General features: G+C 42.4%; 21 protein-coding genes. 15 read left to right on the top strand and 6 right to left on the bottom strand.

Annotation, left to right across the window (positions count from 1 at the left end; genetic code table 11):
* The first annotated feature begins 23 nt into the window (after window positions 1–23).
* From B5Y40_RS26520 to B5Y40_RS26510, 3 genes are all read left to right on the top strand, one after another.
* Window positions 24–1883, top strand: coding sequence for a sensor histidine kinase (locus B5Y40_RS26520; RefSeq protein ID WP_079689875.1), 1860 nt, complete (start codon window positions 24–26; stop codon window positions 1881–1883).
* Window positions 1880–2545: a response regulator transcription factor gene (locus B5Y40_RS26515; RefSeq protein WP_079689874.1), complete on the top strand. Its 666-nt coding sequence runs from the start codon at window positions 1880–1882 to the stop codon at window positions 2543–2545. The genes B5Y40_RS26520 and B5Y40_RS26515 overlap by 4 nt, the downstream gene beginning before the upstream one ends.
* 143 nt (window positions 2546–2688) lie before the next feature.
* Complete coding sequence (locus tag B5Y40_RS26510) at window positions 2689–3111, top strand: PRC-barrel domain-containing protein (RefSeq protein WP_079689873.1); 423 nt, start codon at window positions 2689–2691, stop codon at window positions 3109–3111.
* Between the two features lie 77 nt (window positions 3112–3188).
* Here the strand turns inward: B5Y40_RS26510 and B5Y40_RS26505 are convergent, their stop codons facing one another.
* Window positions 3189–3965 (bottom strand): NIPSNAP family protein, encoded by a 777-nt coding sequence (locus B5Y40_RS26505; protein WP_079689872.1) that lies wholly within the window; start codon window positions 3963–3965, stop codon window positions 3189–3191.
* 162 nt (window positions 3966–4127) lie between these two features.
* Here B5Y40_RS26505 and B5Y40_RS26500 point away from each other — a divergent pair, with 162 nt between their 5' ends.
* From B5Y40_RS26500 to B5Y40_RS26490, 3 genes are read left to right on the top strand one after another with little or no spacing between them, the layout of a single operon-like run.
* Window positions 4128–4724 (top strand): TetR/AcrR family transcriptional regulator, encoded by a 597-nt coding sequence (locus tag B5Y40_RS26500; protein ID WP_079689871.1) that lies wholly within the window; start codon window positions 4128–4130, stop codon window positions 4722–4724.
* A 29-nt stretch (window positions 4725–4753) separates the two neighbouring features.
* Entirely contained in the window at window positions 4754–4981 is a 228-nt protein-coding gene (locus B5Y40_RS26495) for a hypothetical protein (RefSeq protein ID WP_079689870.1), read from the top strand.
* Between the two features lie 45 nt (window positions 4982–5026).
* The gene (locus tag B5Y40_RS26490; RefSeq protein WP_079689869.1) at window positions 5027–6265 is read left to right on the top strand and encodes an MFS transporter; all 1239 of its coding nucleotides are present in this window, start codon (window positions 5027–5029) and stop codon (window positions 6263–6265) included.
* A 35-nt stretch (window positions 6266–6300) separates the two neighbouring features.
* Here B5Y40_RS26490 and B5Y40_RS26485 read toward each other — a convergent pair whose 3' ends face one another.
* Window positions 6301–6534: a DUF3820 family protein gene (locus tag B5Y40_RS26485; protein WP_079689868.1), complete on the bottom strand. Its 234-nt coding sequence runs from the start codon at window positions 6532–6534 to the stop codon at window positions 6301–6303.
* 69 nt (window positions 6535–6603) lie between these two features.
* Entirely contained in the window at window positions 6604–8970 is a 2367-nt protein-coding gene (locus B5Y40_RS26480; RefSeq protein WP_079689867.1) for a TonB-dependent receptor, read from the bottom strand.
* A 311-nt stretch (window positions 8971–9281) separates the two neighbouring features.
* Between B5Y40_RS26480 and B5Y40_RS26475 the strand changes: the two genes are divergently transcribed.
* The 7 genes from B5Y40_RS26475 (at window position 9282) to B5Y40_RS26445 (ending at window position 20408) form a co-directional block, all read left to right on the top strand.
* Complete coding sequence (locus tag B5Y40_RS26475; protein WP_185145747.1) at window positions 9282–10622, top strand: NarK family nitrate/nitrite MFS transporter; 1341 nt, start codon at window positions 9282–9284, stop codon at window positions 10620–10622.
* 158 nt (window positions 10623–10780) lie between these two features.
* Window positions 10781–12160 carry an alginate export family protein gene (locus B5Y40_RS26470; RefSeq protein ID WP_079689866.1) on the top strand — a complete coding sequence of 460 codons (1380 nt, stop codon included), beginning with the start codon at window positions 10781–10783 and terminating at the stop codon, window positions 12158–12160.
* Window positions 12161–12172: 12 nt separating this feature from the next.
* On the top strand, window positions 12173–13408 hold the full coding sequence (locus tag B5Y40_RS26465) for a CmpA/NrtA family ABC transporter substrate-binding protein (RefSeq protein WP_245840812.1): 1236 nt from the start codon (window positions 12173–12175) through the stop codon (window positions 13406–13408).
* A gap of 78 nt (window positions 13409–13486) precedes the next feature.
* The gene (gene ntrB, locus B5Y40_RS26460) at window positions 13487–14344 is read left to right on the top strand and encodes a nitrate ABC transporter permease (RefSeq protein WP_079689864.1); all 858 of its coding nucleotides are present in this window, start codon (window positions 13487–13489) and stop codon (window positions 14342–14344) included.
* Between the two features lie 37 nt (window positions 14345–14381).
* On the top strand, window positions 14382–15194 hold the full coding sequence (locus B5Y40_RS26455; protein WP_079689863.1) for an ABC transporter ATP-binding protein: 813 nt from the start codon (window positions 14382–14384) through the stop codon (window positions 15192–15194).
* A gap of 58 nt (window positions 15195–15252) precedes the next feature.
* Window positions 15253–18783: a nitrate reductase gene (locus tag B5Y40_RS26450; RefSeq protein ID WP_079689862.1), complete on the top strand. Its 3531-nt coding sequence runs from the start codon at window positions 15253–15255 to the stop codon at window positions 18781–18783.
* A 173-nt stretch (window positions 18784–18956) separates the two neighbouring features.
* On the top strand, window positions 18957–20408 hold the full coding sequence (locus B5Y40_RS26445) for a rubredoxin domain-containing protein (protein WP_079689861.1): 1452 nt from the start codon (window positions 18957–18959) through the stop codon (window positions 20406–20408).
* Between the two features lie 43 nt (window positions 20409–20451).
* Here B5Y40_RS26445 and B5Y40_RS26440 read toward each other — a convergent pair whose 3' ends face one another.
* Both B5Y40_RS26440 and B5Y40_RS26435 read right to left on the bottom strand, forming a co-directional pair.
* Window positions 20452–22224 carry a chloride channel protein gene (locus B5Y40_RS26440; RefSeq protein ID WP_079689860.1) on the bottom strand — a complete coding sequence of 591 codons (1773 nt, stop codon included), beginning with the start codon at window positions 22222–22224 and terminating at the stop codon, window positions 20452–20454.
* A 52-nt stretch (window positions 22225–22276) separates the two neighbouring features.
* Entirely contained in the window at window positions 22277–22837 is a 561-nt protein-coding gene (locus B5Y40_RS26435; RefSeq protein WP_079689859.1) for a phosphonate degradation HD-domain oxygenase, read from the bottom strand.
* A gap of 124 nt (window positions 22838–22961) precedes the next feature.
* On the opposite strand from B5Y40_RS26435, the gene B5Y40_RS26430 reads away from it, so the two are divergent.
* Both B5Y40_RS26430 and B5Y40_RS26425 read left to right on the top strand, forming a co-directional pair.
* Window positions 22962–23654, top strand: a complete 693-nt coding sequence (locus tag B5Y40_RS26430; RefSeq protein ID WP_079689858.1) for a phosphonatase-like hydrolase — start codon at window positions 22962–22964, stop codon at window positions 23652–23654.
* Between the two features lie 50 nt (window positions 23655–23704).
* Window positions 23705–24289, top strand: coding sequence for a hypothetical protein (locus B5Y40_RS26425; RefSeq protein WP_143785953.1), 585 nt, complete (start codon window positions 23705–23707; stop codon window positions 24287–24289).
* 57 nt (window positions 24290–24346) lie between these two features.
* Here B5Y40_RS26425 and B5Y40_RS26420 read toward each other — a convergent pair whose 3' ends face one another.
* The gene (locus B5Y40_RS26420) at window positions 24347–26626 is read right to left on the bottom strand and encodes a GAF domain-containing protein (RefSeq protein ID WP_079689856.1); all 2280 of its coding nucleotides are present in this window, start codon (window positions 26624–26626) and stop codon (window positions 24347–24349) included.
* Between the last annotated feature and the right edge of the window lie 57 nt (window positions 26627–26683).

Raw genomic sequence — 26683 nt, 5'->3', positions numbered from 1 at the left:
TATTACGTAAATTTCCTACGTAAATGACGCTAAAATTTAATCCGGAAGGCAAGTTAAAGTTCAACCGCTTCAGCAAGCTGGGCATGTGGTATATCATGGCGCTGAGTGTTATTGCTACGGTATCCATCATTGGCCAGTTCCTTATTCAAAATCACCTTGACAATCAGTTGAGTGATTCGCATGTGATCAACGTAGCAGGACGTCAGCGGATGTTGAGTCAACGCATTACAAAATGTGCGCTGCTATTGAAACCTGTGCAAGACAGCAGTGAGCGAGTAGAAATTCTGGATGAGTTGAAAGGGGCACTTCACCTTTGGACAATCTCACACAACGGTCTACAGAACGGCAATGATAGTTTACGTCTCCCTGGAAAAAACAGCGCAGCCATTGCAGCTATGTTTGGCAGAATCAATGCCAACCACCAGGCTATACGCCAAAGCGCCGCTACATTAATTACGGAATTAAGCAAAGACCCTGATGTATCGTATGAGACATTAGGCGCCTCTATCGATACTATATTAGAACACCAGCGTGAATTTTTGGATGGCATGAACCTGATTGTATTCCAATATGATCATGAAGCGAAGCTGAAGATTCACAGACTAAGCACACTCGAATATGTTTTACTCATTATTTCTATTGTCGTAATTATACTTGAAATTCTATTTGTATTCAGGCCTACAGCAGTACAAGTAAATAAAACGGTTAACCAGTTGATCGCGTCTGAAAAGAACGCGAAGAAACTCTCGAAGGAAATCGGAGCCCTATATGGTTCACTCGAAAAATCGTACGAAGAATTATCGCATGTCAACGTTCCCATGGAGACTCCCAAGATCTATGCGAAGACTGACCGTGGCGGAAATGTAATTTTTATATCCGATCTCTATAGTGAGTTAACCGGCAGCACACTGACAACGAAATCCGTTCCCTTGAAAGACCTGTTTTTAAATTCAAGGTTGAATGATGAATGGATGGAAGAAGTGATAGACTTGCTTTCGGATGGCCATTCATGGCAGGGTATAATTCGATACCAGGATAAAAATGGTAAAGATCGATGGGTTGATGTTATGATTGTGCCTGCACTGAATGAACTGACAGAAGTAGAAGAGTGGCTCGTGCTCGGTTCAGACATAACACTACAAAAACTGGCTGAGCAAAATATACGCGCGAAAAGTAAAGCGGAGATTGAGAGAAAAATCAATCAGCAGAAGTTTCGCTCGGTGTTAATCCTGGAAGGACAAGAGGAAGAACGCAAGCGTCTGGCGATGGATATACATGATGGTATAGGACAGATGCTCACTTCACTTAAATTCCAGATTGAATCGATCGATCTCAAAAAAGATGAGAACGTTGCGCAGAATAAATTGTCTGAGATTCAGCAACTCATCAATCAGGTAATTAAAGAAGTAAGAAGAGTAACGTTTAATCTGAAGCCTACTGTGCTTGGTGATTATGGTTTGCCTGCGGCATTAAATGTATTCATTCGTGAGATCGGTAAGCTTACCGATATTGAATTGGTATACTCGATGGAAGGTGATACCAGTTTTCGTCTCCCTCAAAAAGTGGAAAACAATATATTTCGAATTATACAGGAAGCTATAAATAACGCTATTAAATATTCAGGCGCTTCGCGGATTGAGGTGACATTACAAATGACCGAGCTTGACCTTCTGATTTCCGTAACGGATAATGGAAATGGTTTTGATGAAAAGCTGGTGGAAGCAAGAAGTGTAAATATAGAGTCTGGGCGTGGTTTCTTTAATATGTATGAACGCACCGAGTATATTAACGGCAACCTCGATATAAAATCAACCTTGGGAAAAGGCACTACAGTGATATTGCGGAGCCCCGTAAAAACATTAGCAACAGCAGGAGAAGTATGACCAAGATAAATATAGTTTTAGCAGATGATCATGTGCTGGTCCGCAATGGTATAAAGGCTATGCTCGAATCCGATGCAGACATCGATGTGATTGGCGAAGCAGGCAATGGTGTAGAAGCATTGGAAACTGCACGCAAGCTTCACCCGGATATACTGGTGCTGGATATACGTATGCCGGAGATGAACGGATTGGAAGCCGCTGCAAAACTAGGGACATACTCGCCTGGAACAAAAGCTGTTATACTGTCCATGCATGATTCTGAAGAATATGTACTGCAGGCACTCGATGCTGGTGCGTATGGCTATCTGCTGAAAGACACTGATAAAACTGAATTTATTAAAGCGTTGAAGCAAGTATATAACGGCAATAAGTTTTTCAGTGGCGCTGTCTCGAATGTACTCGCAAATCGTTTACTCAATACAAAGCCTTTCACCACCAGTAAAGACGCCACTATCGAAGTTGACGACAGCTATAGCCTCACACGAAAAGAAAAAGAAATTCTTCAGATGATCGTAGAAGGCAAGCAGAATAAACAAATTGCTGAAGCGTCTGGTAAAAGCGTTCGCACCATTGAAACACATCGCTTCAACATCATGAAGAAGCTTGGCGTAAACAATGCGATCGATATGGTTAACAAAGCAGTAAAAGAAAACCTGGTATAAGCTTTCCCCGTGAGTAAAAAAATACTCACCACGTGCAAAACACTCCTTACCCTATAGCTCCTATAAAAATCCTCACTTCACAGGCATAGTTATTTATTTTATTCTCAGGAATTCATTTGTCTAACTAAACAAAAGGAGGTACTATGGCTATCCTGGAAAAGAATTATGAAATAGACAATCGTACAGGTCTGAATCATGAAGGTCCTGATGCGAACATTCCGGTTCGTAGATTAACGGCGTCATCTATTATTGGTGATCGCGTTGAGAACCCTCAGGGAGAAAGTCTTGGAAAGATTGACAACCTGATGGTGAATCTGAATGATGGACATATTGAATATGCTGTGATCGATTTCGGATCATTCCTCGGTATAGGCGGAAAATTATTTGCGGTTCCATTTGCGGAACTTCGCCTTGATCCTGATAAAGAATTGTTCGTATTGAATCGTGATAAAGAGTATCTGAAACAAACTCCTGGCTTCGATAAAACACACTGGCCAGACACGAACGATCATACTTATTTCAATGACGTGAATTTGTATTGGGGATCTCCATATCCAAACTATTGATTCGCTGTCAAAAAAAGAAAAAGGACACTACCAGAAGTAGTGTCCTTTTTTTATTTCATCAGATATATACTGATAGATTAAATGTCAGAATACTCGGTAGGGTATAGGAAGTAAATATTGATCTTGGCAACATTGTTCTGATATTCTGGCATAGACGATAATTTTTTCCATTCCGGATCACTGCCGAAAGCTTTCCAGTGTTCGTCACGTGAAGTTTGGTTTTCGAAAGAGGTCATGTACATCAGGTTCGGCATTCGGTTTCCTGATAATACCTCGCCATAAAATATAGCATTGAAGCCGAGCCTTTTGAAAAGTGTTACCTCACCACCTTCATTAAACATCTGCACTTTGTTTCTATAGATCTTTTCAGTGTGACCTTCATAGCTACGCAATTCATAAATGCGATCTGCCTTTGGGCCGGCTAATGCTGGAGTCTCAAGCTTGGGCATATAGCTGAATGCTCGTAACAATATAGATTGCAGCCTCGCGAAAGGCGGAATATTATAGGGAGCATCTATATAGTTTTTACCGGCAGCGAGATATAGCTTGTCTTTTTGAAGAACATCGGGAAGAGTCGTAAACTGTTCGAGTGATGAGAACGGTGTTAGTACATAAATTCTTTTCCCAAAATAAGCAGTGTCTTTTTGGACAGGCTTGAACACCCCAACGTTACGTATACCCGCACGGTGAAGCGCTGGGAGGTAGGCATCTTTCAGATACGCATCAATTTGTTTTTCCTGATCAGCACCTGTGATTTCATAGATTTTGATTTCATAAAACTCGCGCTTGGGTGGAGCAGCATAGCTAAAGGAGACTGCCGCAAGCACCAGCACCATTACTTTAAAGAACTTCATATTTTTTTATTTGGTTGTATTTCAAGTGAAGATAAAATAATGTTCGGCAACATACGACACATACTTTGATGGAAGGTTGTGCCGTGATCTGAAGCCCCGATAAGTAAAAAAAGTCGGGAGTTTTTTATAAATGAATGAACATTCATTTATATTTGCTTCAGAATGCGAACACGGGACGAAAGTAAGGAATTAGCGATCCGCCAGAAGGCGATCCAGATGATTGTAGAGAAAGGGTTTGACGGATTGAGTATGCAAAAGCTGGCAAAAGCAGCTGGCGTTTCACCGGCAACCATCTATATCTACTTTAAAGACCGGGATGATTTGATCCTGCAGCTATGGATCGCAGAGATGAAAAAAATGGTAGACGCTATTCTAAAAAACTTTGATCCTAACGCCTCTTTCGAGGAAGGATTAAGAGTACAATGGATGAACCGCGCAAAGTTTCTCATTGAAAATCCGATGAGTATGCATTTTATGGAACAGATAAAATATTCTCCCTATCACAATGTCGCTCTTACAAAGATGGACAGCAACTTCATTGAGATGATGGGAAAGTTTGCGCATAATGCAATCAAGCGAAAAGAACTTGTAAAACTTCCATTTGAAATTTACTGGTCCGTTGCCTTCTCTCCGCTATATCAGCTCGTAAAGACTCATATATCAGGAAAAGGTTTGCACAGCAATCGTGAGAAATTCGTGCTTGACGAAAAGATGATGAACATGACATTGAAGCTGGTGATAAAAGCGTTGCGACCCTGACATTTATATAACCGTAAATCTGAAATCTTATGAACACAATTCTGACAGATATATTGATTTTCAAAACCAACATCCTGGAAGCAGATATACCTGCTATAGCGGTGGTTCTGAATGCGGAGTCACGCATTACCCGGTGGAGTGTGGACTGTGGTGATATAGATTGCGTGTTGCGAATTGAGGCGCAGCAAATAGCAACAACAGATGTTATCAGGTTGGTACGCAAGGCCGGTTTTCATTGTGAGGAGCTGCCTGACTAATATTTTGTTCCACTATATAGAGGTATTTACTACTGATTTTTCAACATGGAAAAAAAGACATTCACGAAATACGAGATCTTTATAATTGCTATACTCACCATCCTGCAGTTTACGATCGTTCTTGACTTCATGGTGCTCTCGCCCTTGGGAGCGATACTGATGCCGACACTGAAAATTACACCTGCACAATTTGGTATGGTAGTTTCCGCGTATGCCTTTAGCGCAGGCACTTCCGGATTACTGGCAGCTGGTTTTGCAGATCGGTTTGATAGGAAAAAACTTTTACTATTCTTCTATACAGGATTTATATTTGGGACGTTTCTCTGCGGTATAGCCACAGACTATAATTTTCTTTTGATTGCCCGTACAGTAACCGGTGTATTCGGTGGTGTAATAAGCTCGATCAGTTTTGCTATCATTACCGATCTCTTCAGAATGGAAGTGCGCGGCCGCGTTATGGGATTTATCCAGATGTCTTTTGCAAGCAGCCAGGTATTGGGCATTCCCCTCGGACTATATATGGCTAATAAATGGGATTGGCATTCGCCCTTTATGCTGATTGTTGGTGTCAGTATTGTAACCGGCATCTTGATTATACTATATATGAAGCCGATCGATGCACACTTGCAAGTTCAAAGTCAAGCTAACGCTATTGTCCATTTGGCTAAAACAGTTTCGAATAAGTCATACCTGAAAGCATTCGCTGCAACTACACTGTTGGCTACCGGTGGCTTTATGTTAATGCCCTTTGCCAGCGCATTTAGTGTAAACAACCTGGGTATACCATTGGATAAACTTCCGATGCTATATATGATCACCGGAATTTTTTCAATGGCCAGCGGCCCGATCATTGGTAAGCTGAGCGATACCGTGGGTAAATATACCGTGTTCTTCTGGGGTACCATGTTGAGTGCAGCGATTGTGGTCGTGTATTGCAACCTCGGAGTCACGCCATTTTGGGCCGTTATAATTGTGAGTGTGATTATGTTTGTGGGGGTATCTTCCCGTATGATCTCTTCATCAGCGCTAATGACAGCGGTACCAGAGCCTGCCGATCGTGGTGCGTTCATGGGCGTCAACTCTTCTATTCAGCAAATCTCCGGAGGCATCGCGACATTTGTAGCCGGCCTGATCGTTGTACAAACAGCATCCGGTAAATTAGAGAACTATAGTATTCTTGGCTATACGGTAGTAGGCACCATGATGCTAACGGTAGCCATGATGTATTTTATACATCTTCAGGTAACCAGAAAATCACAAAATGAATTAAGAAAGGCAGCGTAGCCGGGTGACTATACTATAGATGATCATGGGGGCTGTTATTTTCGCAGCGGTTGCAGGAGATACATGAGTCCGTTCAGCTTGATCTCATATATAGTGCCGAGCATCATGCCGAGTTTCCCGGGAGGGAATCCCTTCTTGGCGAACCACTCCAGATAAGATACTGGTAAATCGCAGAGAACAATTCCTTTGTATTTGCCGAATGGCATTTTCATGGATACCAACCCGCGAAGGATTTCAGAATCAGGTGAAGCAGGTTGAAGTGGTTCCATAGATATATATTAAAACGGAGTATCGTACAAGATAATGAAGTACGACACTCCGTTCGTTTAAAGGCAGTATTAAAAATTCCAGCGGAAGGTTACACCATAGTTTCTTGGATTGCCAAGATGCGCAGCCCCGAAATCGTACGCATACGAAATATACTCTTCGTCTCCGAGGTTACGTCCCCAGAACATCAATTCAAAATTCCCGAAAGCTGCACCTGCTTTGGCATTGAACACGCTATAGCCTGATTGTTTATTGTTGTTATAAAGATCGAAATATTGATCTCCTAAATTCATCCACTCGCCACGTGCTATCAACGTGAGGCGTGAACCTGTGAAGCTATAGCTATATTGCGCGGCTAACATAGAAGTATGTCTGGGCGTAAAAATCTGGCGGTTGCCATCCAGATTTACTTCGGTTCCATTCTGCGAAACTCTTAACTTTTTATAAGTCGCATCATTCACGCCTAAAGCGTAATCAAATTGAAGTCCCTTTACAGGCATTGCGGAGATCTCCAGTTCAACTCCCTTGCTGGTAAGCTCGCCTGCATTTCGCGTTATAGTGATGGCATCTGGCAAGACCAAAGTAGGCACTTGTGCATCGTCTACTTTAATATAGTAACCGGCAAAATTTACCAGTAACCGGTCATTCAGAAATGAGTTCTTCATTCCGATTTCGGCATTGATACTATATTCCGGTTTGTACGCATATAGAGGAGCTTGTGAAGGATCAGAAGACAACTGCGTTAAACCACCTGCACGAAAACCACGACTGCCCGTAATATATACTGTATTGTTATTGGTGAAATGATACGCTACGCTCACTTTGGGTGAGAAGGCGTTAAAAGACGTTGAAGCTGAAGTGTCTTGCTGTGTTTCGAAGACAGGTTCACTCGACCCCTCCATAAAAAATTCTCCATGTACATTTTGCTTTTTCTTTTCGTAGTCGTAACGAACGCCTGCTGTAAAATCCAGCTTCTCAAATAAAGTATATGTAGCTTGACCGTAGAATGCAACGCCAGCACTGCTGCCATCAGAAGTATTTAAAATTTCAGAACCAGGCATTGCATTCGGATCTATATAGGCTGCATCGTCCCCAAAGTGTGTTGCTTGCTTCACAGGGTTATCCTGGTGAAATAGATAAGCACCGGCTGTCCATTTCAAAGGAGAAGATGAAGTGGTCGGAGAAGAGAATTTAAACTCTTGCGTAAATACTTTTACGTTGTTCCAGTCTTTACCATAATTATTGATGACGGTAACACCATCAATTGGAGAGAAGTCCCCGTCAATCGGGTCTTTATAGTAGCGATAGTTGGATTGATACGTTGTTAACGAATTGAAGTTGATAGCATTGCCTGCGTAGTTGATGTTCAGTGAACTGTTAAAAACATTATCTACCAAAGTAGTAGTAGCATTCTGATTTACTTTGAACGGATTACTGACCGCATCCTCCATACTTCCTGCCAGCGGAAACGCGCCATCATTCCGGTTAATGCTATGCTTCGCGTTAAGCGTTACAGAAAGTTTGGAGGTGGCTAGATATTTTAAGTAGTAATTGCCTGTGATGTTATGCTTCTTATCGAAGTTTGAATTCGTGTATTCATTATCATAGAAGCCATCATTCGCATCATACATACCGGCAACACCAAAGAACAGCTTGTCTTTTATAAGAGGTGTACGTACGCCAAAACCATAACGTTGCTGACCGTAATTGCCAATCGTTGCTTCAACAAAACCCCGCGTTGTATTTCCGGGTTCTTTGGTAATGATGTTGATTACACCAGCCATAGCGTTGCGCCCATATAAAGTTCCTTGCGGACCTCTCAGAATTTCGATGCGCTCTACATCAAAAAGCTGTGCTATATATGTGTCGAGGCTGAATTGATTTACACCATCTATATAGGTAGCTACCGCAGGATCATACGAAGTAGAAGTTATTCCGCGGATGGAGGTAACGTTCCGGTTGTCTCCGGGGTTAGCAGAATATAAATTAGGAACGATCGCAGTTATATCTTTAATATTCCACAGACGATATTCATTTACTTTTCTGGAAGACAGGGCGCTGATACTAAACGGTATTCTCTGAAGAGACTCTTCTGTCTTTTGTGCTGTTACCACTACATCGTCCAGTTGCGTTATAGATTCCGTGAGGGTAATAGCCAGCGGTGGTGCGTCCTTACTTGTTGTAATCTCTCCTTGTATACTGGCATAACCCACTGCCGAAACGGCAAATATATACTTCGCCAGGGGAACGTTGGCAATTGTAAATTCTCCATTGGCATCTGTAACAGCGCCAAAATTTGTGTTGAGAAGATGGACGGTAGCACCCGCCAAAGGCCGTGCGTCAGCATCTGTAATTTTTCCCGATAGCGATGTCTCCTGCGCAAAAGCAACAGAACACGTCATCAGAAAGTAAGAAGTTAATAGTAGTACTCTTTTCATTCGGTAATGATGATTGAAGATGAAAATTAAAACGGGGTGCTATACTACTCTGGAAAACCATAAGATCAAATCCAATTTCTATGTAATAAACCGCATCGGTCTGTGTGTAAATGTGCTGAAACTGTGGTTTCGCGGCCTCCTGTCGGCATTTTTAGCCAACTCATCTTTCCGCAAATAGAAAAGAGTACGATAAAACACGTAGCAATGCAAACGATTTTTTACGTATAGCAATCCGTTTCAGAAATATTTTTACGTATTAATACGTAAAATTTGACTCAAATACGTAAGTTTAATACGTAATAAATACGTAAATGATGGATCAGATCACACAAGCTGGCAAAGCCACCAAAATCAACCTTCTGGATTTCAAATCCCCATCCATGCGGGCGTTCCATATTACATGGATCACTTTCTTCCTTTGTTTTTTTGGATGGTTTGGAATTGCTCCTCTTATGCCGATCGTGCGAAAAGACCTGGCCTTAACGCAAGGACAAGTCGGCAACATTATTATAGCATCGGTTTCCATTACCATTTTTGCACGTCTGATTTTTGGCTGGCTCTGCGATAAGATCGGTCCAAGAATTTGCTATACCGTATTACTGATTTTCGGATCTATACCGGTAATGTTCATCGGGCTGGCGGATAGTTATGAATCGTTCCTGTTATTCAGACTGGCGATTGGTGTGATCGGTGCTTCTTTCGTCATTACGCAATATCATACTTCGGTGATGTTCGCTCCCAATGTAGTCGGTACTGCGAACGCCACGGTTGCAGGCTGGGGTAATATGGGAGGAGGCGTAACGCTGATGGTTATGCCGTTGATCTTCGCAGCCTTTGTAGGTATAGGATATATAGATGAAACTGCATGGCGCTATAGCATGGTTGTTCCAGGTGTAGCATTGTTTATCATGGGCTTTGTATACTATTTCTATACACAGGATACACCCGAAGGAAATCTTTCTGACCTTCGAAAAAAAGATGCAGAGTATAAAGCAAAAAAAGGTGATGAGAAAGGAAGCTTTTTTAAGGCTTGTAAAGATTATAGAGTATGGATTCTCTTCCTTGCCTATGGCGCTTGCTTCGGCATTGAAATCACCATCGATAACATCGCTACACTATATTTTGTAGACAATTTTAATTTAGGATTAAAAGAAGCGGGTATCATCGCGGGTACGTTCGGTATGATGAACATTTTTGCCCGTGCACTCGGCGGAATTTTTGGTGATAAAGCCGGTAAGAAATTCGGATTGAAAGGACGCATTCTTGTCCTCAGTATATTTCTGTTGTTTGAAGGCTTGGGCATTATGCTCTTCTCAACTATGGATGTATTGGTGTGGGCCATTGTCACCATGTTGTTGTTTGCATTGTTTCTCAAGATGTCCAATGGAGCTACGTATTCTGTAGTTCCTTTTATCAATAAGAAAGCTATAGGTGCCGTGTCGGGTATAGTAGGTGCCGGGGGAAATGTAGGGGCAGTACTCGCAGGATTTTTATTTACATCAAACGAAGTATCCTATCGCGATAGCTTGTTTACCATTGGCGTAGCCGTTACTGTGGTATCGGTTATATCACTTGTAGCCGGTGCGATGAAGAAACAACATGCAAACGACCAGACTACCATACTAACCGAACAGGAATTAAAAGCTGCCTAACCCCTATACTATATATACCACAATAGAAATAAATAGGAATAAAATTATGAAAGAAGTACCACCAGGTGGCGCTTGCTGAAAATAGAAAAGTCCCCTTTATGAACTGCGACATTCTTTCCAGGGGACTCACATTTAGTTACTACTAAACCATCAAATTTATGTATAAGAAGAATTACTTACCAATTTTACTTACGCTTTTTTGCGCGATGGGTCTGCAACACGCATTCGCGCAGTTCACTGTATCCGGTCAATTGCGAACACGCACAGAGCTTCGCAACGGTCAGGGCACACTACAAATTAAAGACACAGCCCGTGCGCTTTTCACTTCACAACGAACGCGTTTAAACTTTGGTTATTCTGGCTATCGTTTTAAGCTATATGCTTCTGCACAGGATGTTCGCGTATGGGGACAGGATGCTTCTTCTATCAACAGAATTACAACTGATGCAAATGATGGCCTTATGCTGCACGAGGCGTGGGCGGAGATCAGTCTCGTTGACACGGGAAAGGTGATTAAAAATTTTACGTTAAAAGTAGGACGTCAGGAACTGGTATATGATGATGTAAGACTTCTTGGAAACCTCGATTGGTTGCAACAGGCACGCAGACATGATGCAGCACTTGTTAAGTTCGATCACAACGGTTGGACAGCGCACTTGGGTGTTGCCTACAATCAAAATGCAGAACGTAAGTCGAATACTATATATAATGGTACACCCACCGGGTATACTGCCAGCACCAATGGTATGGGAGCGATGTATAAATCCATGCAGTTCCTATACCTGGGCAGAAAACATTTCTTCGGAAACTCGTCACTGCTTTTTTTCAAAGACGACTTCAGTAAATTTCATTTCGCTGCCACGGATACTGAGAAGAAAACTCCGATCTATGAACACGGTGTCTGGAGCCGCTATACAATTGGTGGTAATGTATTCGGAACAGCAAAAAGAAAGTTAGGATTTGCAATCAGCGCCTTCTATCAGGGTGGAAAATATAGGGAAGGTACTTCGTTAAGTGAATACTTCGCATCGGTATCAACACAATATGCAGTAGGCAGAAAATTGAGCGTTGGCCCTGGTGTAGATATAACTTCAGGAAACAACGGATCCGATCCAACAAAAAGATATCAGCGCTTTGATCCGCTTTACGGAACACCACATAAGTTCTGGGGGTATATGGATTACTTCTACGTAGCCGATGGTTTTGGTGCGAATGGCCTGGTTGATTATTATCTGAAAGCGAAATATAGATTGAAAGATAATTTCACACTTTCTCTTGATGGACACCGTTTTGTGTTGCCAACAGCCGTTGTCAATAATGATGGCACTACGATGAAGAAGAGTCTCGGTACAGAAATCGACTTTGTATTCAACTACGCCATGACGAAAGCTGTAACTATTGAAGGCGGTTATTCAACCATGTTCTCAACAGCTACGATGGCTTCTGCGAAGGTGAAGAACGTTGGCCGTGCATCGGATTTCTCTGACTGGGCTTACCTGATGATTTCCATCAAACCAGAATTCACTTTCAAAAACTAAATACGATCCTCCATGAAAACCTATATAAAAAGAATTTGTACTGTTTTGTTAGTGCCTATGGCATTGCTCATGCTTACATCGGCTATGCCGGTTAACAACGGTACGGGTACTGGCACGGGTGAAGTGATTCGATTAGGCTTTATACCGCTTACGGATTGCGCCCCTATTGTAATGGCCAAAGAGTTAGGATTGTTTGAGAAGTATGGTGTTAAAGTAGAAGTTACAAAAGAAGCTTCCTGGGCCAACGTACGCGATAAGATTTTAACAGGTGAACTGGATGGCGCACACTGCCTGTTCAGCATGCCCTTCTCGGTATATACCGGAGTAGGAGGAAAGGAAGGTTCTGAAATGAAGATAGCCATGGTTCTCAATAACAACGGACAGGCTATAACATTATCAAAAGAGTTTTGTGGTAAAGTAGGCTTCAGACAAACGGCTAAGGCAGGTCCTGTAGTGGCAGCCAAATTGAAAGAAGATAAGGAAGTAACATTTGCCATGACGTTTCCCGGAGGTACACATGATATCTGGTTACGCTATTGGCTGGCAGCAGCTGGTATAAGTCAGAAGACTTCCAAGATCATTACAATTCCACCACCACAAATGGTAGCGAATATGAAGGTTGGTAATATGGATGGATATTGTGTAGGAGAGCCGTGGAACGGATTAGCAGCAAAACAAAATATAGGCTTCACAGAAATATCTACACAAGATATATGGAAACATCATCCTGAAAAAGCTTTGGTAGTTAATAAGAAATTCAGTGAAGCAAGAAGAGAGGATCTGAAGAATGTGATGAAAGCAATTCTGGAAGCATGCAAGTGGCTTGACAATCGTGCGAACAGAAAGAAGGCAGCAGGTATCATTGGTAAACCACAATATATCAATGCACCGGCTGACGTAATTGAGGCGAGATTGATGGGAGATTATAACCTCGGTTGCGATCTCGGCACGCAGATCTATACCGATGACTACATGCTATATCATCGTGGTGGTGAAACGAATCTTCCCCGTAAAGCCCACGCGATTTGGTTCATGACGCAATTTGTTCGCTTCGATTATTTGCAGACAGCCCCTGACTATAAAGCTATAGCGGATAAACTGATCATGCAGGATCTATACATTGAAGTTGCAAAAAGCATGGGTATTAAGATACCGACCGATGATATGAAGCCGTTCACACTGACACTTGATAAAGTAACGTTTGATCCCAACAAGCCAGACGAGTACTTGAAGGTTGCTAAAAAATAAAATACAGGAAGCGTTACGTTTTTCTGAAAAGATGAACGTAACGCTGATTATATACTTCTATATATCAATACGAATTCAATGAAAAGGACAATAGCATTAACACTTTCAACCACACGGGATTTATTCAGTGGAAGCAATGAGGCCGGAAGCATGATCCTGAGCAAGGTTATTACCCTGGTACAAGGTTTACTGTTTAACGTACTTGGTTTTGGTATACTGGTTGGTTTCTGGTATATCATCAGCCTGATCACCAAAGAAGCATTGCCGACACCGGTGGCAACGTTTAGTGTTTTTTGGGAATTGGTGAAAGATCCTTTCTATGACTACGGCCCGAATGATAAAGGAATCGGGTTACAATTGGGAAGTTCAATTGTACGCGTATTCTCCGGATTTCTTCTGGGCGCGATGATTGCTATACCGATCGGGTTGTTGATTGGTGCGAGTAACTTTTGCAAGAAAATGTTTTACCCGATCGTTCAGTTATTAAAACCAGTTTCTCCACTCGCATGGTTTCCTATCGGGTTGGTTGCATTTGAGTCTGCGAGTAAAGCAACGATTTTTATCATCTTTATAACATCTCTTTGGCCAACGCTGATTAATACTGCATTTGGTGTTGCTTCTTTACCGGACGATCACAAGAACGTAGCAAAAGCGTTTGGCTTCTCCAGATGGAAATACCTCACAAAAGTTTTACTGCCCTATAGCTTTCCGCACATCATTACCGGACTTCGCCTCAGTATAGGGGTAGCATGGTTAGTGATCGTGGCAGGTGAAATGCTTTCAGGTGGAGTCGGTATAGGCTTCTTCGTATGGGACAGCTGGAATGCACTAAGTCTTGAAAAAGTGATCTCTGCGATTCTCATCATCGGTATAGTAGGTCTTATCCTTGACAAAGGTTTTTCCTGGCTCGAAAAGAAAGTAACATACGATGCTTAACGGTTAAAATATATACATCACACTTGAATATACTAAAATGATTTCCATCCAAAATATAGAGATCGCCTTCAACACTCCCAAGGGAAAATTTGTAGCCGTAAAAGATATCAACCTCGAAGTCGCGAAGGGTGAGATCGTATCGATCATCGGACACTCGGGCTGTGGTAAATCGACCATACTCAATGCCATCAGCGGCATGGTGTTCCCCACAAAAGGGAAAGTCCTTTTGAATAACAAAGAAGTGCAAGGCCCTGGACCGGATCGCGGCATTGTCTTCCAGAATTATTCATTGCTTCCATGGCTTAATGTAGAAGAAAATATATACCAGGCGGTAGATGCCGCACTGCCTGCCAAAAGCAAACTTGAAAAACGCGCTTTGGTTGAAAAATATTTACAGATGGTAAATCTGTGGGAACATCGTGAGAAATATCCCAAGCAGATATCAGGCGGCATGAAGCAGCGTACCGCTATTGCCCGTGCGTTTGCTATTGATCCGGATGTATTGTTGTTGGATGAACCCTTCGGTGCTTTGGATGCTTTAACAAAAGGATCGCTGCACATTGAATTGTTGAAGATGTGGAATCTGACGCAACGCAGTAAAACCATTGTAATGGTAACGCACGATATAGAAGAAGCTATATTTCTTTCAGACCGGATCATCGTGATGAACAATGGACCTGCGGCAACCATTCGGGAGATTGAAGAAGTTCATTTGCCACGGCCACGTAATAAAAAGGAAATCGTAAATCAAGAAGAGTATAAAATCATCCGCGAACGCCTGTTGAGTTTACTCATGGACAAAGTAGAGATCGATGAAGAAGATTTCTTCAAAAAGCAAGAAGCGGCTTGATGTGCGGGGTGAGCGTGGTATAGTTACGCAATCATATATAGTATAAAAGTTTTCAACTGTGACCAGACGACCTGAAGAAAGTTTTAAAACGACCTGTTCCTATTGTGGTGTAGGATGTGGCATGGTAGTGAAGAAGGACCGTAAAGGAAACATTACGGTAGAAGGTGATAAGGATCATCCGGTGAATAAAGGAATGCTTTGTTCGAAGGGAATGAACCTTCACTATGCCATGCAGGATCGGAGTGACCGACTGCTATATCCGGAGATGCGCTATAGCAGGAGTCATCCGTACCAACGTGTCTCGTGGGACCAGGCGTTGGAACGAGCTGCGGCTGTATTCAAATCCATCACACAAACCTATGGACCAGACTCCGTAGGTTTTTACGTTTCAGGTCAATGTCTCACAGAAGAGTACTATATCGCGAATAAACTCGTGAAAGGTTTTCTCGGCACAAACAATATAGATACGAACTCACGCTTGTGCATGAGCAGTGCTGTTGCCGGTTATGCAAAAACACTGGGGGAAGATTCTGTTCCGGTATCTTACGAAGACATTGAGTTGGCAGATTGCTTTCTTATAGCCGGAGCAAATCCGGCATGGTGTCATCCGATTCTGTTCAGGAGAATAGAAGCACACAAGCAAGCGAATCCTGATGTAAAACTCATTGTAGTAGATCCACGAAGAACACAAACCTGCGCCATGGCCGATCTGCATTTGCAGATCACTCCTGGTACAGATATATATCTATACAATGCCATTGCCAGGGTATTGATTGAGAATGGTGAAGTAGATTATGATTTCATCACCAAGCACACCGAAGATTTCGAAAAATACCGCGATGCTGTATTTCTGTATACCGTAGAGGAAGCAGCGTTGAACTGTGATGTATCTGTTAATGATATACGGTTAGCCGCGTCCTATATAGCCGCATCGAAAGGCTTTCTTACGTTGTGGGCGATGGGATTGAATCAAAGCGTGATTGGCGTTAACAAGAATATAGCGTTGATCAGTTTAAACCTGATCACAGGACATATCGGTAAGCCAGGCTCTGGTCCATTCTCATTAACCGGACAGCCGAACGCGATGGGTGGAAGAGAAGTGGGTGGACTGGCCACGATGCTTGCCGCACATCGCTCGTATGCAAATCCTGCGCATCGTAAAGAAGTTGCAGAATTTTGGGGCGTTCCTTCTCTCTCCGAAAAACCAGGGCTTACGGCTACACAAATGATCGAAGCACTGGAGCGTGGTGAACTGAAAGCTATATGGATCATCTGTACAAATCCATTGGTAAGTTTGCCTGATGCCAGGCGTGTAGAGGCTGCGTTGAAGAAGGCGCGTTTCGTTGTGGTGCAAGATATATCCCGGAAATCGGATACTCTTGAATTTGCAGATCTTATACTTCCTGCAGCGGGACATTTTGAGAAAGAGGGTACGATGACCAATTCTGAGCGAAGGATCAGTTATCTGAACAAAGTAATGGATGCTCCCGGAGAAGCGCTTCCCGATGTTGAAATTCTTTGTCGCTTTGCCAACCAGATGGGCTTTGATGGCTTTAAGTATATATCTACAGGAGATATATTTGAAGAGCATGCTCGCCTGACAAAAAATACAAATCTTGACATTAGCGGACTCACTTATCAACACCTGAAAGAAGAGGGGACAGTCCAATGGCCAGTGCCACAACGTGGTCATAAAGGTACACCGAGACTTTTTAGTGATCACCAGTTCTTCACACCATCCCGCAAGGCAAAGTTTCATGCGCTGGATAATCCGCAGAATTTATCAGAGCCGGTAACGAGCGATCTTCCGTTGATTCTTACAACGGGACGGATACGCGACCAATGGCATACCATGACCAAGACGGGTAAGGTAAATAAACTCCGGCAACATATAGACCGGCCGTTCATAGAAATACATCCGCATGATGCCTTGCTGCGCAACATCAATGACGGAGATATAGTAGAGGTCGATAATTTTCGAGGCTCCGTTCGTGTAAGTGCAAAAGTTACAGATGATATCAAGAAGGGCGTTGTATTCCTGCCAATGCACTGGGGAAAAATTTTGCAGAATGACCTCGCGCGTGCTAACAATCTCACGAGTAATCTGGTTGATCCTACTTCGAAGGAACCCGACTTTAAATTTGCAGCAGTAGAAGTACGGAAGTATGAAAAAGCGGTAGAGAAAATAATTGTAGTGGGAGCGGGAGCTGCTGCCTATAGATTTTTACAAAGTTACCGCGCCTTGAATCAGCGTGATGAACTGCATGTATTCTCGAAAGAGAAAGATCCATTTTACAACCGCGTGTTGTTACCTGAATATGTGAATGAAACATTGTCGTGGGAGCGCCTGCAGAAATTTAAAGCTGGTGAATTTGAAGAGTTGAACGTTACGCTTCATCGCGAGAATGAAATTGTGATGATCAACCGCACACAACAATTTGTGGTAGATATACATGGCAAGAAGCATACGTATGATAAACTTATACTCGCTACTGGCAGTCGCGCTTTTGTACCGAAGGAAGCACCAGTTCATTTGCCTGGTGTATTTACGATGCGCATGCGAAAGGATGCTGATGAACTTAAAAAATTCCTGAAGCCACAGGGACATGTGCTAATTATCGGTGGTGGATTGCTGGGGCTTGAACTTGCTGCTTCGCTTCGCGAGATGGATGTGAATATATCGATCATCCAGTTAAGTGGACGATTGATGGAGCGTCAGCTGGACAATCTTTCAGGGCAACTGTTACTGGAGTTCGTGGAGGAAATGGACATTCGTGTATACCTCAATGACCAGGTGGAAGGTGTAGGACAATCGAACGATGCAACGGGAAGGCTGGATGCCGCACTGAAAAGTGGAAAGACACTGAAGGTAGATGCTGTGGTATATGCAGTAGGTACGCGTCCGAATATAGAGTTTGCAACGGAGGCAGGTGTTGAAAGTGCGCGCGGTATAGTTGTAAACGACTATATGCAAAGTAACGATCCCGCTATATTTGCGATGGGCGAAATTGCAGAACATCGCGGTAAACTGCTCGGCATTACTTCCGCAGCGGAACAGCAGGCCGATGTACTTGCACGATATCTGAACGGAGACGTGCAAAGTACATATGAAGGTTCTGTGCCCATGAATATATTAAAATTCTCGAACCTCGATCTTTGTTCCATTGGCATTGCTGAAGCGCCTGTGAACAGCGAAGGGTATGATGAAATTTTATTTATAGACAAGTCGATGCGATACTATAAGAAATGTATCGTGAAGGATGATAAATTGGTTGGCGCTGTATTGGTAGGAGACAAATCTGAGTTTGCAGATTTCAAAACGTTAATTGAAAGTCAGATTGAACTATCAGAACGAAGATTGCAATTACTACGCTCTGGTAAAAAGACCGAACCAATGCTTGGTAAATTAGTATGTTCGTGTAACCAGGTAGGAGAAGGCAACCTTCGGAAGTTAATAGATGGAGGATGCCGTTCGTTACCCGTACTTTGCCAAACCTCCGGAGCCGGCATGGGTTGTGGAAGCTGCAAACCAGAGATACAGCGCTTACTGAAAGAGGAAGTCACCGAACCCCTAAAGCTTAAGGCTTAAAAGGGGATCGGCCTGATGTTAACGCGCTGCGGGCACTTATACTGGCTTACGGCTAAAACAGGCAGCAGTAAATTAAAATATACTTACTAAATTTATACTCATTACAAGAAAGATTCAGCAGATGATCAGCCACACGCTTTCTGCTTAAACTTTCAGCTTTGAGCTTTCGAATCATGGAAACAAAGAAGAGTGACTTAATACGTGCGTTTGTTAAAGGAGGTATATTGTCGCCTGCGGATTTGTTGAAGATCATGGAGATCTCGCAGAGTCTTGATAATAAATTTGTACTCTTTGGTTCGCGGCAGGACATCATGTTCCCTTCCAATGGCGCTGACGAAAAGAAAATCGATTATGCCTTTCGTGATATACATATAGATTATGAACTGGGAAGTGACCAATCTATATACCAGAATATTGTAAGTTCCTATATAGCGGTTAACGTTGTGGAGACCACGAACTGGGTAAAGGAAGATACATACCATTTTGTAATCGATAATTTCGACTATAAGCCGAAGATCAAGATCAATATCGTTGACCCGGTGCAAAGTATAGTTCCGTTGTTCACGGGTGAATTGAATTTCATCGCTTCCCGTGAGGATAATTACTGGTATCTATATATTCGTGATCCCCGGAAGGGAAATATAGTAGAGTGCTGGCCTAAGTTAATCTTCAGTCATGATATAGCGAAAGTTTCCAAAGCACTGGAGGAGTTGATTTTAAATTTTCAACCTTTCGGGATGGATGAACTTTTCGTGATTCTGCAGGGAAAAATGCGGATTAACTATCGCGTGATCTCCGAGAAGCTGAAATATCCTGACAGCACGTTTCCTTACTACGAAGGATTGAATGCCATGTTGAATAATCAATACTGGCTTGGACTATATTGGCGCAACAATCAATACGACATTGACTTTATGAGTGCTGCCAGCAAGTTGTGCCAGGAGACGAATGTCGGAAAGATCAATATCATTCCGTGGAAGGCTTTTATCATTAAAGGTATAAAAGCATCCGATCGTATTCGCTGGGAAAAGCTGATGGGTAAATTTGGTATCAATGGTCGTCACTCATCGCTGGAATTAAACTGGCATTTACCAGTGATCGATGCTGAAGCCTTGGAATTAAAACGCTTTCTGGTTCGTGAGCTTGATCAGCAGGACATTAGCACGCATGGCCTTACGTTTACCATCAAGACGAAGCATGACAGCTTTCTGTTCACGTCCATTGTTATCGAGCGCAACACATCGCTTGAAAACACCGAGCGTTATAATATACTATATGCGAAAGATTTTAATCCTAACAAGATTGCATACCTCACGTATGCACGCGATGTAAAAAAAGAGATTATTCCGGCATTGCTTATCGAGTTAAGTAAGATGTACTATCGCCAGCTCAATCCGGAAAGAGAAAAACAAACGGAAAAGAACAAGGAAGAGAAGTCTGGTATAGTTGTGTCAAGCTATCAATGCAGCAACTGTCTTTCTATTTACGATCAACGCTATGGCGATGCTACCGTAAACATTCCTCCCGGAGTGCCCTTTGACGAACTCCCCGAAACATACCGCTGCCACGTATGTAATTCACCAAAGATGTACTTCACGGCGATGACTATATCTGCGAAGGTATAGTCGCAAGCATTAAATAGTTAGTAGTGAATGGGTAAGCTTAAAATTAAGCCGATCGCATTAACTCCTCCCTATATTTCGTAAGTATACTTGATTTGGAAACAAAGCCGAGGTACTTGTTATTTTCAACGACTGGTAAATTCCACTGGTTCGTTTCGTCAAATTTTTTCAGGATGCTGTGCAGATTTTCATTCGCGTGTATAACAGCTTGTGGTGTTGTCATCAAATCTTGTACAAAGACTTTGTCGTATTGATCATGTTTGAAGATTATATTACGAACGTTATCGAGAAAGACAAGTCCTTTTAATTCTTCATTACTCAACACCGGGAAGATATTACGTTTTGAATTTGAAATTACTTTCACCAATTCTTGTAACGTAGCTTCCGGATGGATCGTGGAGAAATTAGTTTCAATCAACTCAGTAAGATCCAGACGGTTTAATAAAGTTTTATCACGATCTTCTACCGGTGACTTTAGTTTATTAGAAAGCTTTTTTGCTTCCATGGAAAGTGGTTCGAAATAATTTACAACGGTGAGGCTGATGGCCGATACGAGCATGAGCGGAATCATCAATTCATAACCACCTGTAATTTCTGCAATGAGAAATATAGCGGTAAGCGGAGCGTAAAAAACACCACTCAGCATTCCGGCCATGGCTACCAATGTAAAATTGGTTTCCGGTATATAGGATAGTCCCAGCATGTTGATGATACGCGCAAATACAAACCCAAGATAAGCACCCATAAAAAGCGAAGGGCCGAAGCTTCCGCCATTACCACCGCTGCCTATGGTTAGCGCGGCAGCAACGCACTTTAAAAAGGCCAGGCATCCCAGGAAGATCAGCAATGTATAGTCGGACGAAATGAATCTTTGGATTAAACTATTTTGTGCAAGCTCAGAAGGATGAAGGTCAGAGAGCGTCTTGATCGTTTCGTATCCTTCACCAAACAAGGGCGGAAATATGAGTAGCAATACCGACAGCATCAGACCACCCGAAATCACGCGTACCCAGATATTGCGGATTGATTTTATTTTCGCATCAATCCACTCAAAGGTGCGTGTATAATATAGCGCCATGAATCCGGTTAATATACCCAGCGCTATATAAAACGGAACGTTGTGGTAATTAAACGGTTGTTGCAAGGCGAACGAAAGAATAACACCCTCCGATAAAATGATCTTGGACAGTAATGCACCGGAGGCAGCAGCGATGATTAACGGTATAAACGCGGATGCACTGACATCCGTCAGCAATACTTCAACAGCGAAGAGTACACCGGCAATGGGAGCGTTGAACGCTGCGGAGATTCCTGCCGCAGCACCACATGCGAGTAAAATAGTTTTTTCTTTATAGGACAATCCATATACTCTGCCATAGTTGGAGCCGATAGCAGCCCCCGTTGATACCATGGGTGATTCAAGTCCGGTTGATCCACCAAAGCCAACCGTAAGCGCACTCGTGATCAGGTTGGTATACATTTGACTGGAAGGAAGTACACTTGATTTCTTCGTTATAGCATATACAATTTCAGCGCTTCCCTTTTTGAAGTTACCGTGCAGGAACCGGTGAATATAAAATACAGTAAGTCCTATACCAATGATTGGAAACAGAGTAAACAAAAAGAACTCTTCATAGTTATGCGAGTAGTACGTGACGAGTGTCTCAATGCTGTGTACAAAATATTTTAGAAAGATAGCGGCAAGTCCGGAAGAGAGGCCGACAATAATACTCGAGAGAATGAAGAAATGGCGTGGAGATAAATTATCGTGAACGTAAAGTATAAGGCGTTTAATAATGTTATGAATTCTTTTTACCATCTCTTCTCTCTGTAAGCTTACAAGATAGGAAATGATACAGGGAAGCAAAATGCTATTTTGATAATACCGTTATCGCTTTCTTTTTGAGTTCATCCAGATCGATAACAGGCATATGCATTTCTTTTGCCATCTCATCCCAATGACGCATACGGATGCTGGTTTGAAAAAGAGGATCCTTCTCGAACGCATCAGCTTCTTCTGCCTGCATAACTCCGCCCTGGTACTCCAATGTCTTTTTGCTGGCTTCGCTCAATTGCTCGTAGTAATCAGAATACTTGAACGTAAGGTATCGCTTGGCTTGCACGTGATTCTCTACAAGCTTTGCGACACGCTCCGGAAATCCTTTTTCACGCAAGTAATCACCGCCAATCTTCTCATGACTTTTAACACCATATCCTCCCATGTTATTTTCTTCACGCACCATAACACAGATATGTCCGATGTCATGAAAGAATGCGGCGAGTATAACTTCATCATCGTATCCTTCTTCGATAGCAAGTTGTGCTGCTTGCGACATGTGCTCAAGTTGAGATACAGGTTCGCCAATGTAATCGGCATTACCATATTTTTCATAGAGACCAAATACTTCATCAAGGGTAGCCGCGGTGTTCATAGCACTGTCTTTTTATTTCGAAGATAATAAGATCTGTATTATCCACGCATTAAGTTTAAGCGTTTCGTGTAAATAGTATAACACAAGATCAGTCAGAACTATATCTTGCACTAAAAATATAAGTATGGCAATCGAATTGATTGTATTTGACCTCGCGGGTACTACCGTGAAGGATAATAAGGATGTACACCGTGTGTTGCAGCAAGCACTTGCTATACATAACGTGGCTATATCTATTGAAGATGCAAACGCGGTGATGGGTATTCCCAAACCCGTAGCGATTCGTGGACTTCTGGAAAAACGATATATAGGTACACGTGCGATCGATGAAGCGTGGATTCACGAAATACATACTGTATTCGTGCAGACCATGATCGAATTTTATAGGACTGATGCGTCCGTAGGTGAGAAGCCTGGTGTAAGTGAGACGTTTCGCAAGTTGAAGGAGAGTAAACTAAAGGTTGTGGTTGATACTGGATTTGATCGTCAGATCACAGACCCGTTGCTGGATCGTATCGGGTGGAAAAAAGCAGCGTTGATTGATGCTAGTGTTACAAGTGACGAGGTAGGCCATGGTAGACCTTTTCCTGATATGATCTTCCGTGCTATGGAACTTACGGGCGTGCAGAATTCGAGTCGTGTTGCAAAAGTTGGTGACACCGCTTCCGATCTGCAAGAAGGGAATGCTGCAGGTTGTTCATTAGTGATTGGTGTTACAACGGGAGCCTTTTCAAGAGAGGAACTTTCAAAGGAAAAACATACGCATCTTATTGAGAACGTACACGAGGTTCTGGAAATTATAAAGACTGTCGCTTGATGTTGTATTAACGAAACGTTAACTTCATGTTAATCAAATTTTAACATGAGGTGAAAAGAGGTATATGTTTTCTTTTGCTTTCGTTTACTATTTGTAAACTCGCAGCGCAGGAATATACCTGGCACGAAGGAGCGCTGGTACTCCAAACACAGCAAGTATTGGTGGGCGCTATAGCAGTGGAAGCCGCGCATGATATAATTCTTTTTCGCTCAAGCGATCATATACATGTATACCCAGCTCATAGAATTCAGTCCTTTCAATTTTTTGATGTAAAGGACAATATTAACCGAAAGTATGTATCACTCCGGGAAAGCGAAGCATGGGGAAGACACCGGTTATATGAAGTAGTGCTGAATGGTACTATAGATATACTCCGAAGGCAGAAACATAATGTATCTCCGGTTCTGTCTGATGCGGATGATTTTCTGTATTATATATACATGGAGGATAACCTGCTTTCGTTGAAAACATTTCGTAGTAAAGTATATCCCGCATTATTAAAGGAAGGTGGTGTTTCGCTTTCGATGTTCGTGATGGAGAAGAGCCTTAGTCCACAGGAGCCTTCTCATGCTATTGAAATCATTCGGTATTATAACGGATTGGTGCAAAGTGATGCTATCGTGGCAACACGCTGATCGGAAGTACAGATCAGCGTAATTACAATATATATTTATATTCGCTGTGTTGATAGACTAAGCACCTTTCCGCAAATCATTTATACGCATGGAAGCTTCTTCTTCCTTCATGGTCGACAAGATGATCCAATGAACATCCGGTATATTGAGTGGCGCGAAGGCATTGAGCATTTCAATGTTGTGCTTATTTTTTTCTATCTGTGTGCCTGTCTCTCCTTGCAATGCCTTATCCACGGAAGTGAGCTTGATTGTCTCAAGCAAAATGCTGGTATTCATTTTGTCGATCTGCAGAGTAATCGAATCGCTATAGCCAATCTTCTTCAATCCGGATAAGTATCTTTTTTTATTCTCCATCAACTCACGGGCAATTGAGCGGAGTTTGTAATCGCTTCCAATCATGAGCGTTTCGCCGCTTTCGCCAAGTCCGTCATCGTGCCAGTTAGCATCGCCTGTCAGTATCTGGTTGATCTTGTTGATTGGCATCTGGAATACAAGTATACCCGCCTTCTCATCTCCGTCATATATAGGGCAGGCTATAAATGAAGCAGGTGTATGATAAGAGGGGTCATAAGGTTCAAAATCAGCAAGCTTCACAAAGTTCTTGTCAGTGCTTTCAATCGCTTCTTTTACAACGCGACCGAAATTCGTCTTGCTGTATAAACCTGTTAAAAGACTTGTTGCAAAATCAATTTCCTTAAATACACTATATACCATTTCGCCCGTAATGTGGTCGATCAGGAATATATCATAATATCCGAATTTCTCCAGAAAACTTCGCATTACCGGGTGATAATGTGCATGTACTTTGCTATACTCACTCTCGTCCTCAGATCTGTTCAAAAGCGATTTTTGTCCTGTAGGATGCGGGTTGTTGGAGATATATAAGTATTGCAAAACGTCCGCTCGTATTTCCTCGGGGAAATAGTGCTCGACGCGTTCCAACTGATCGGTGTTGTCTTTAATGCGTGGTATAAATTCATTAGCATAGTATTCCCTCAGGCTGTCTTTGATGGTCGCCAACTTTTCATCCGATATACCTTCATGAATTTTGGCAAATGCTTTTTTGAAATCATTGACTGCAGAAACTACCATTTTATTTTCTGCGAAGGTTCGGATCTGGTTGCGGATGATATCGAAGTAATACTCGATGTTTCGCTTCTTCGTAGAGTTGATCGATTTGAGCTGATCGAATTTAGATTGATAGTTCAACTCGGCTAATTGCTTGAACAGTGCATTATACTTACGACTGATCTCTTCTTGTGTAGCTTGTAACTCTTCCTGGTTTTGGCGCAGTTCCTCTTCCTGCGCGCGCATGTTTTCTGCCTGCTGATGTGATTCATCGAGAAGGCGCTTTGTGTTTTCATTTGTGCGAAAGGAAAGAATGGTGTGTGCTATATTTTCTCCGATCTTTTCAACGAAAGCTATTTCATGTTCCTGAAAGGGTTTGAATGACGCCAGTTCTACTATACCTACTACATCTTCATTTACTTTTAACGGAGTGATGAGAAGATTTTTTGGATTAGCTTCCCCTAAACCGGATGTGATGCGCACAAAATCTTCGGGTACTTCTTTTAAATATAGGGTCTCTTTTTCCAGAAACGTTTGGCCGATAAGACCTTCACCGATCGCTACCTTTTTGGTGAGGTGCTTGGTGCGGTTGAAAGCATAGCACGCCAGCATCTCCAGGTGTTTATCGTGAGAATGATCATCGTTAAGTATAAAGATTGCGCCTTGGTTTGCGTTCAGTAGATTGACAAGACTTTTCGTGATGTCATGCGCCAGAGCATCTATATTTTTGTTGGAGCGAAGTACTTCTACAAATTTTGCAAGACCATCGGTAGTCCAGTTTCTTTTTTGATCCTCTTCTTTTACTACCAGTAGATTTTCCTTCAACTTCAATAAGGAATGTCCCAGCAAGTCATCAGCATTGTTTGGTTTGTAAGCAGCATCGAGATTTCCTTTCCTGATCTCTTCAGCAAATTCGGTTTTACGCATCAGGTCATCTTTCAATGTATTTATACCCAAGGCAATGTCTGCGATCTCGTCCTGTTCCTTGACGGTAACGGTGTTATTAAATTTACCAGCGGCAAGATCAGCGATGGAAGTTCCGATCGTCAGAATTCGTGTTCGTGTTTTTTTAGTAAAGGGAATCAGCAGTATAACATATAGTACAAGGAGTGCCAAGAAAATAGTGACGGCAGGGAACCGTTCACTCGCCAGTTTCTCGGGACTTCGCGCAGCAAGGTAGCAGAGCAATACAAGGAGTAGGAAAACGGGTATTAAGAATAGCGACAATGATTTTAACTGGAACTGTCGTTTCTTTAGAAAGATAGCCATTTCAAGAGTATAATTTACCCCTCAAAATACGAAATTTATAGTTGTGGCCGGGCACAA

Source organism: Ohtaekwangia koreensis (assembly GCF_900167975.1).
GTDB lineage: Bacteria > Bacteroidota > Bacteroidia > Cytophagales > Cyclobacteriaceae > Ohtaekwangia > Ohtaekwangia koreensis.
The sequence above is the reverse complement of the archived record's forward strand: the minus strand, read 5'-3'. Positions and strand labels throughout refer to the sequence as shown.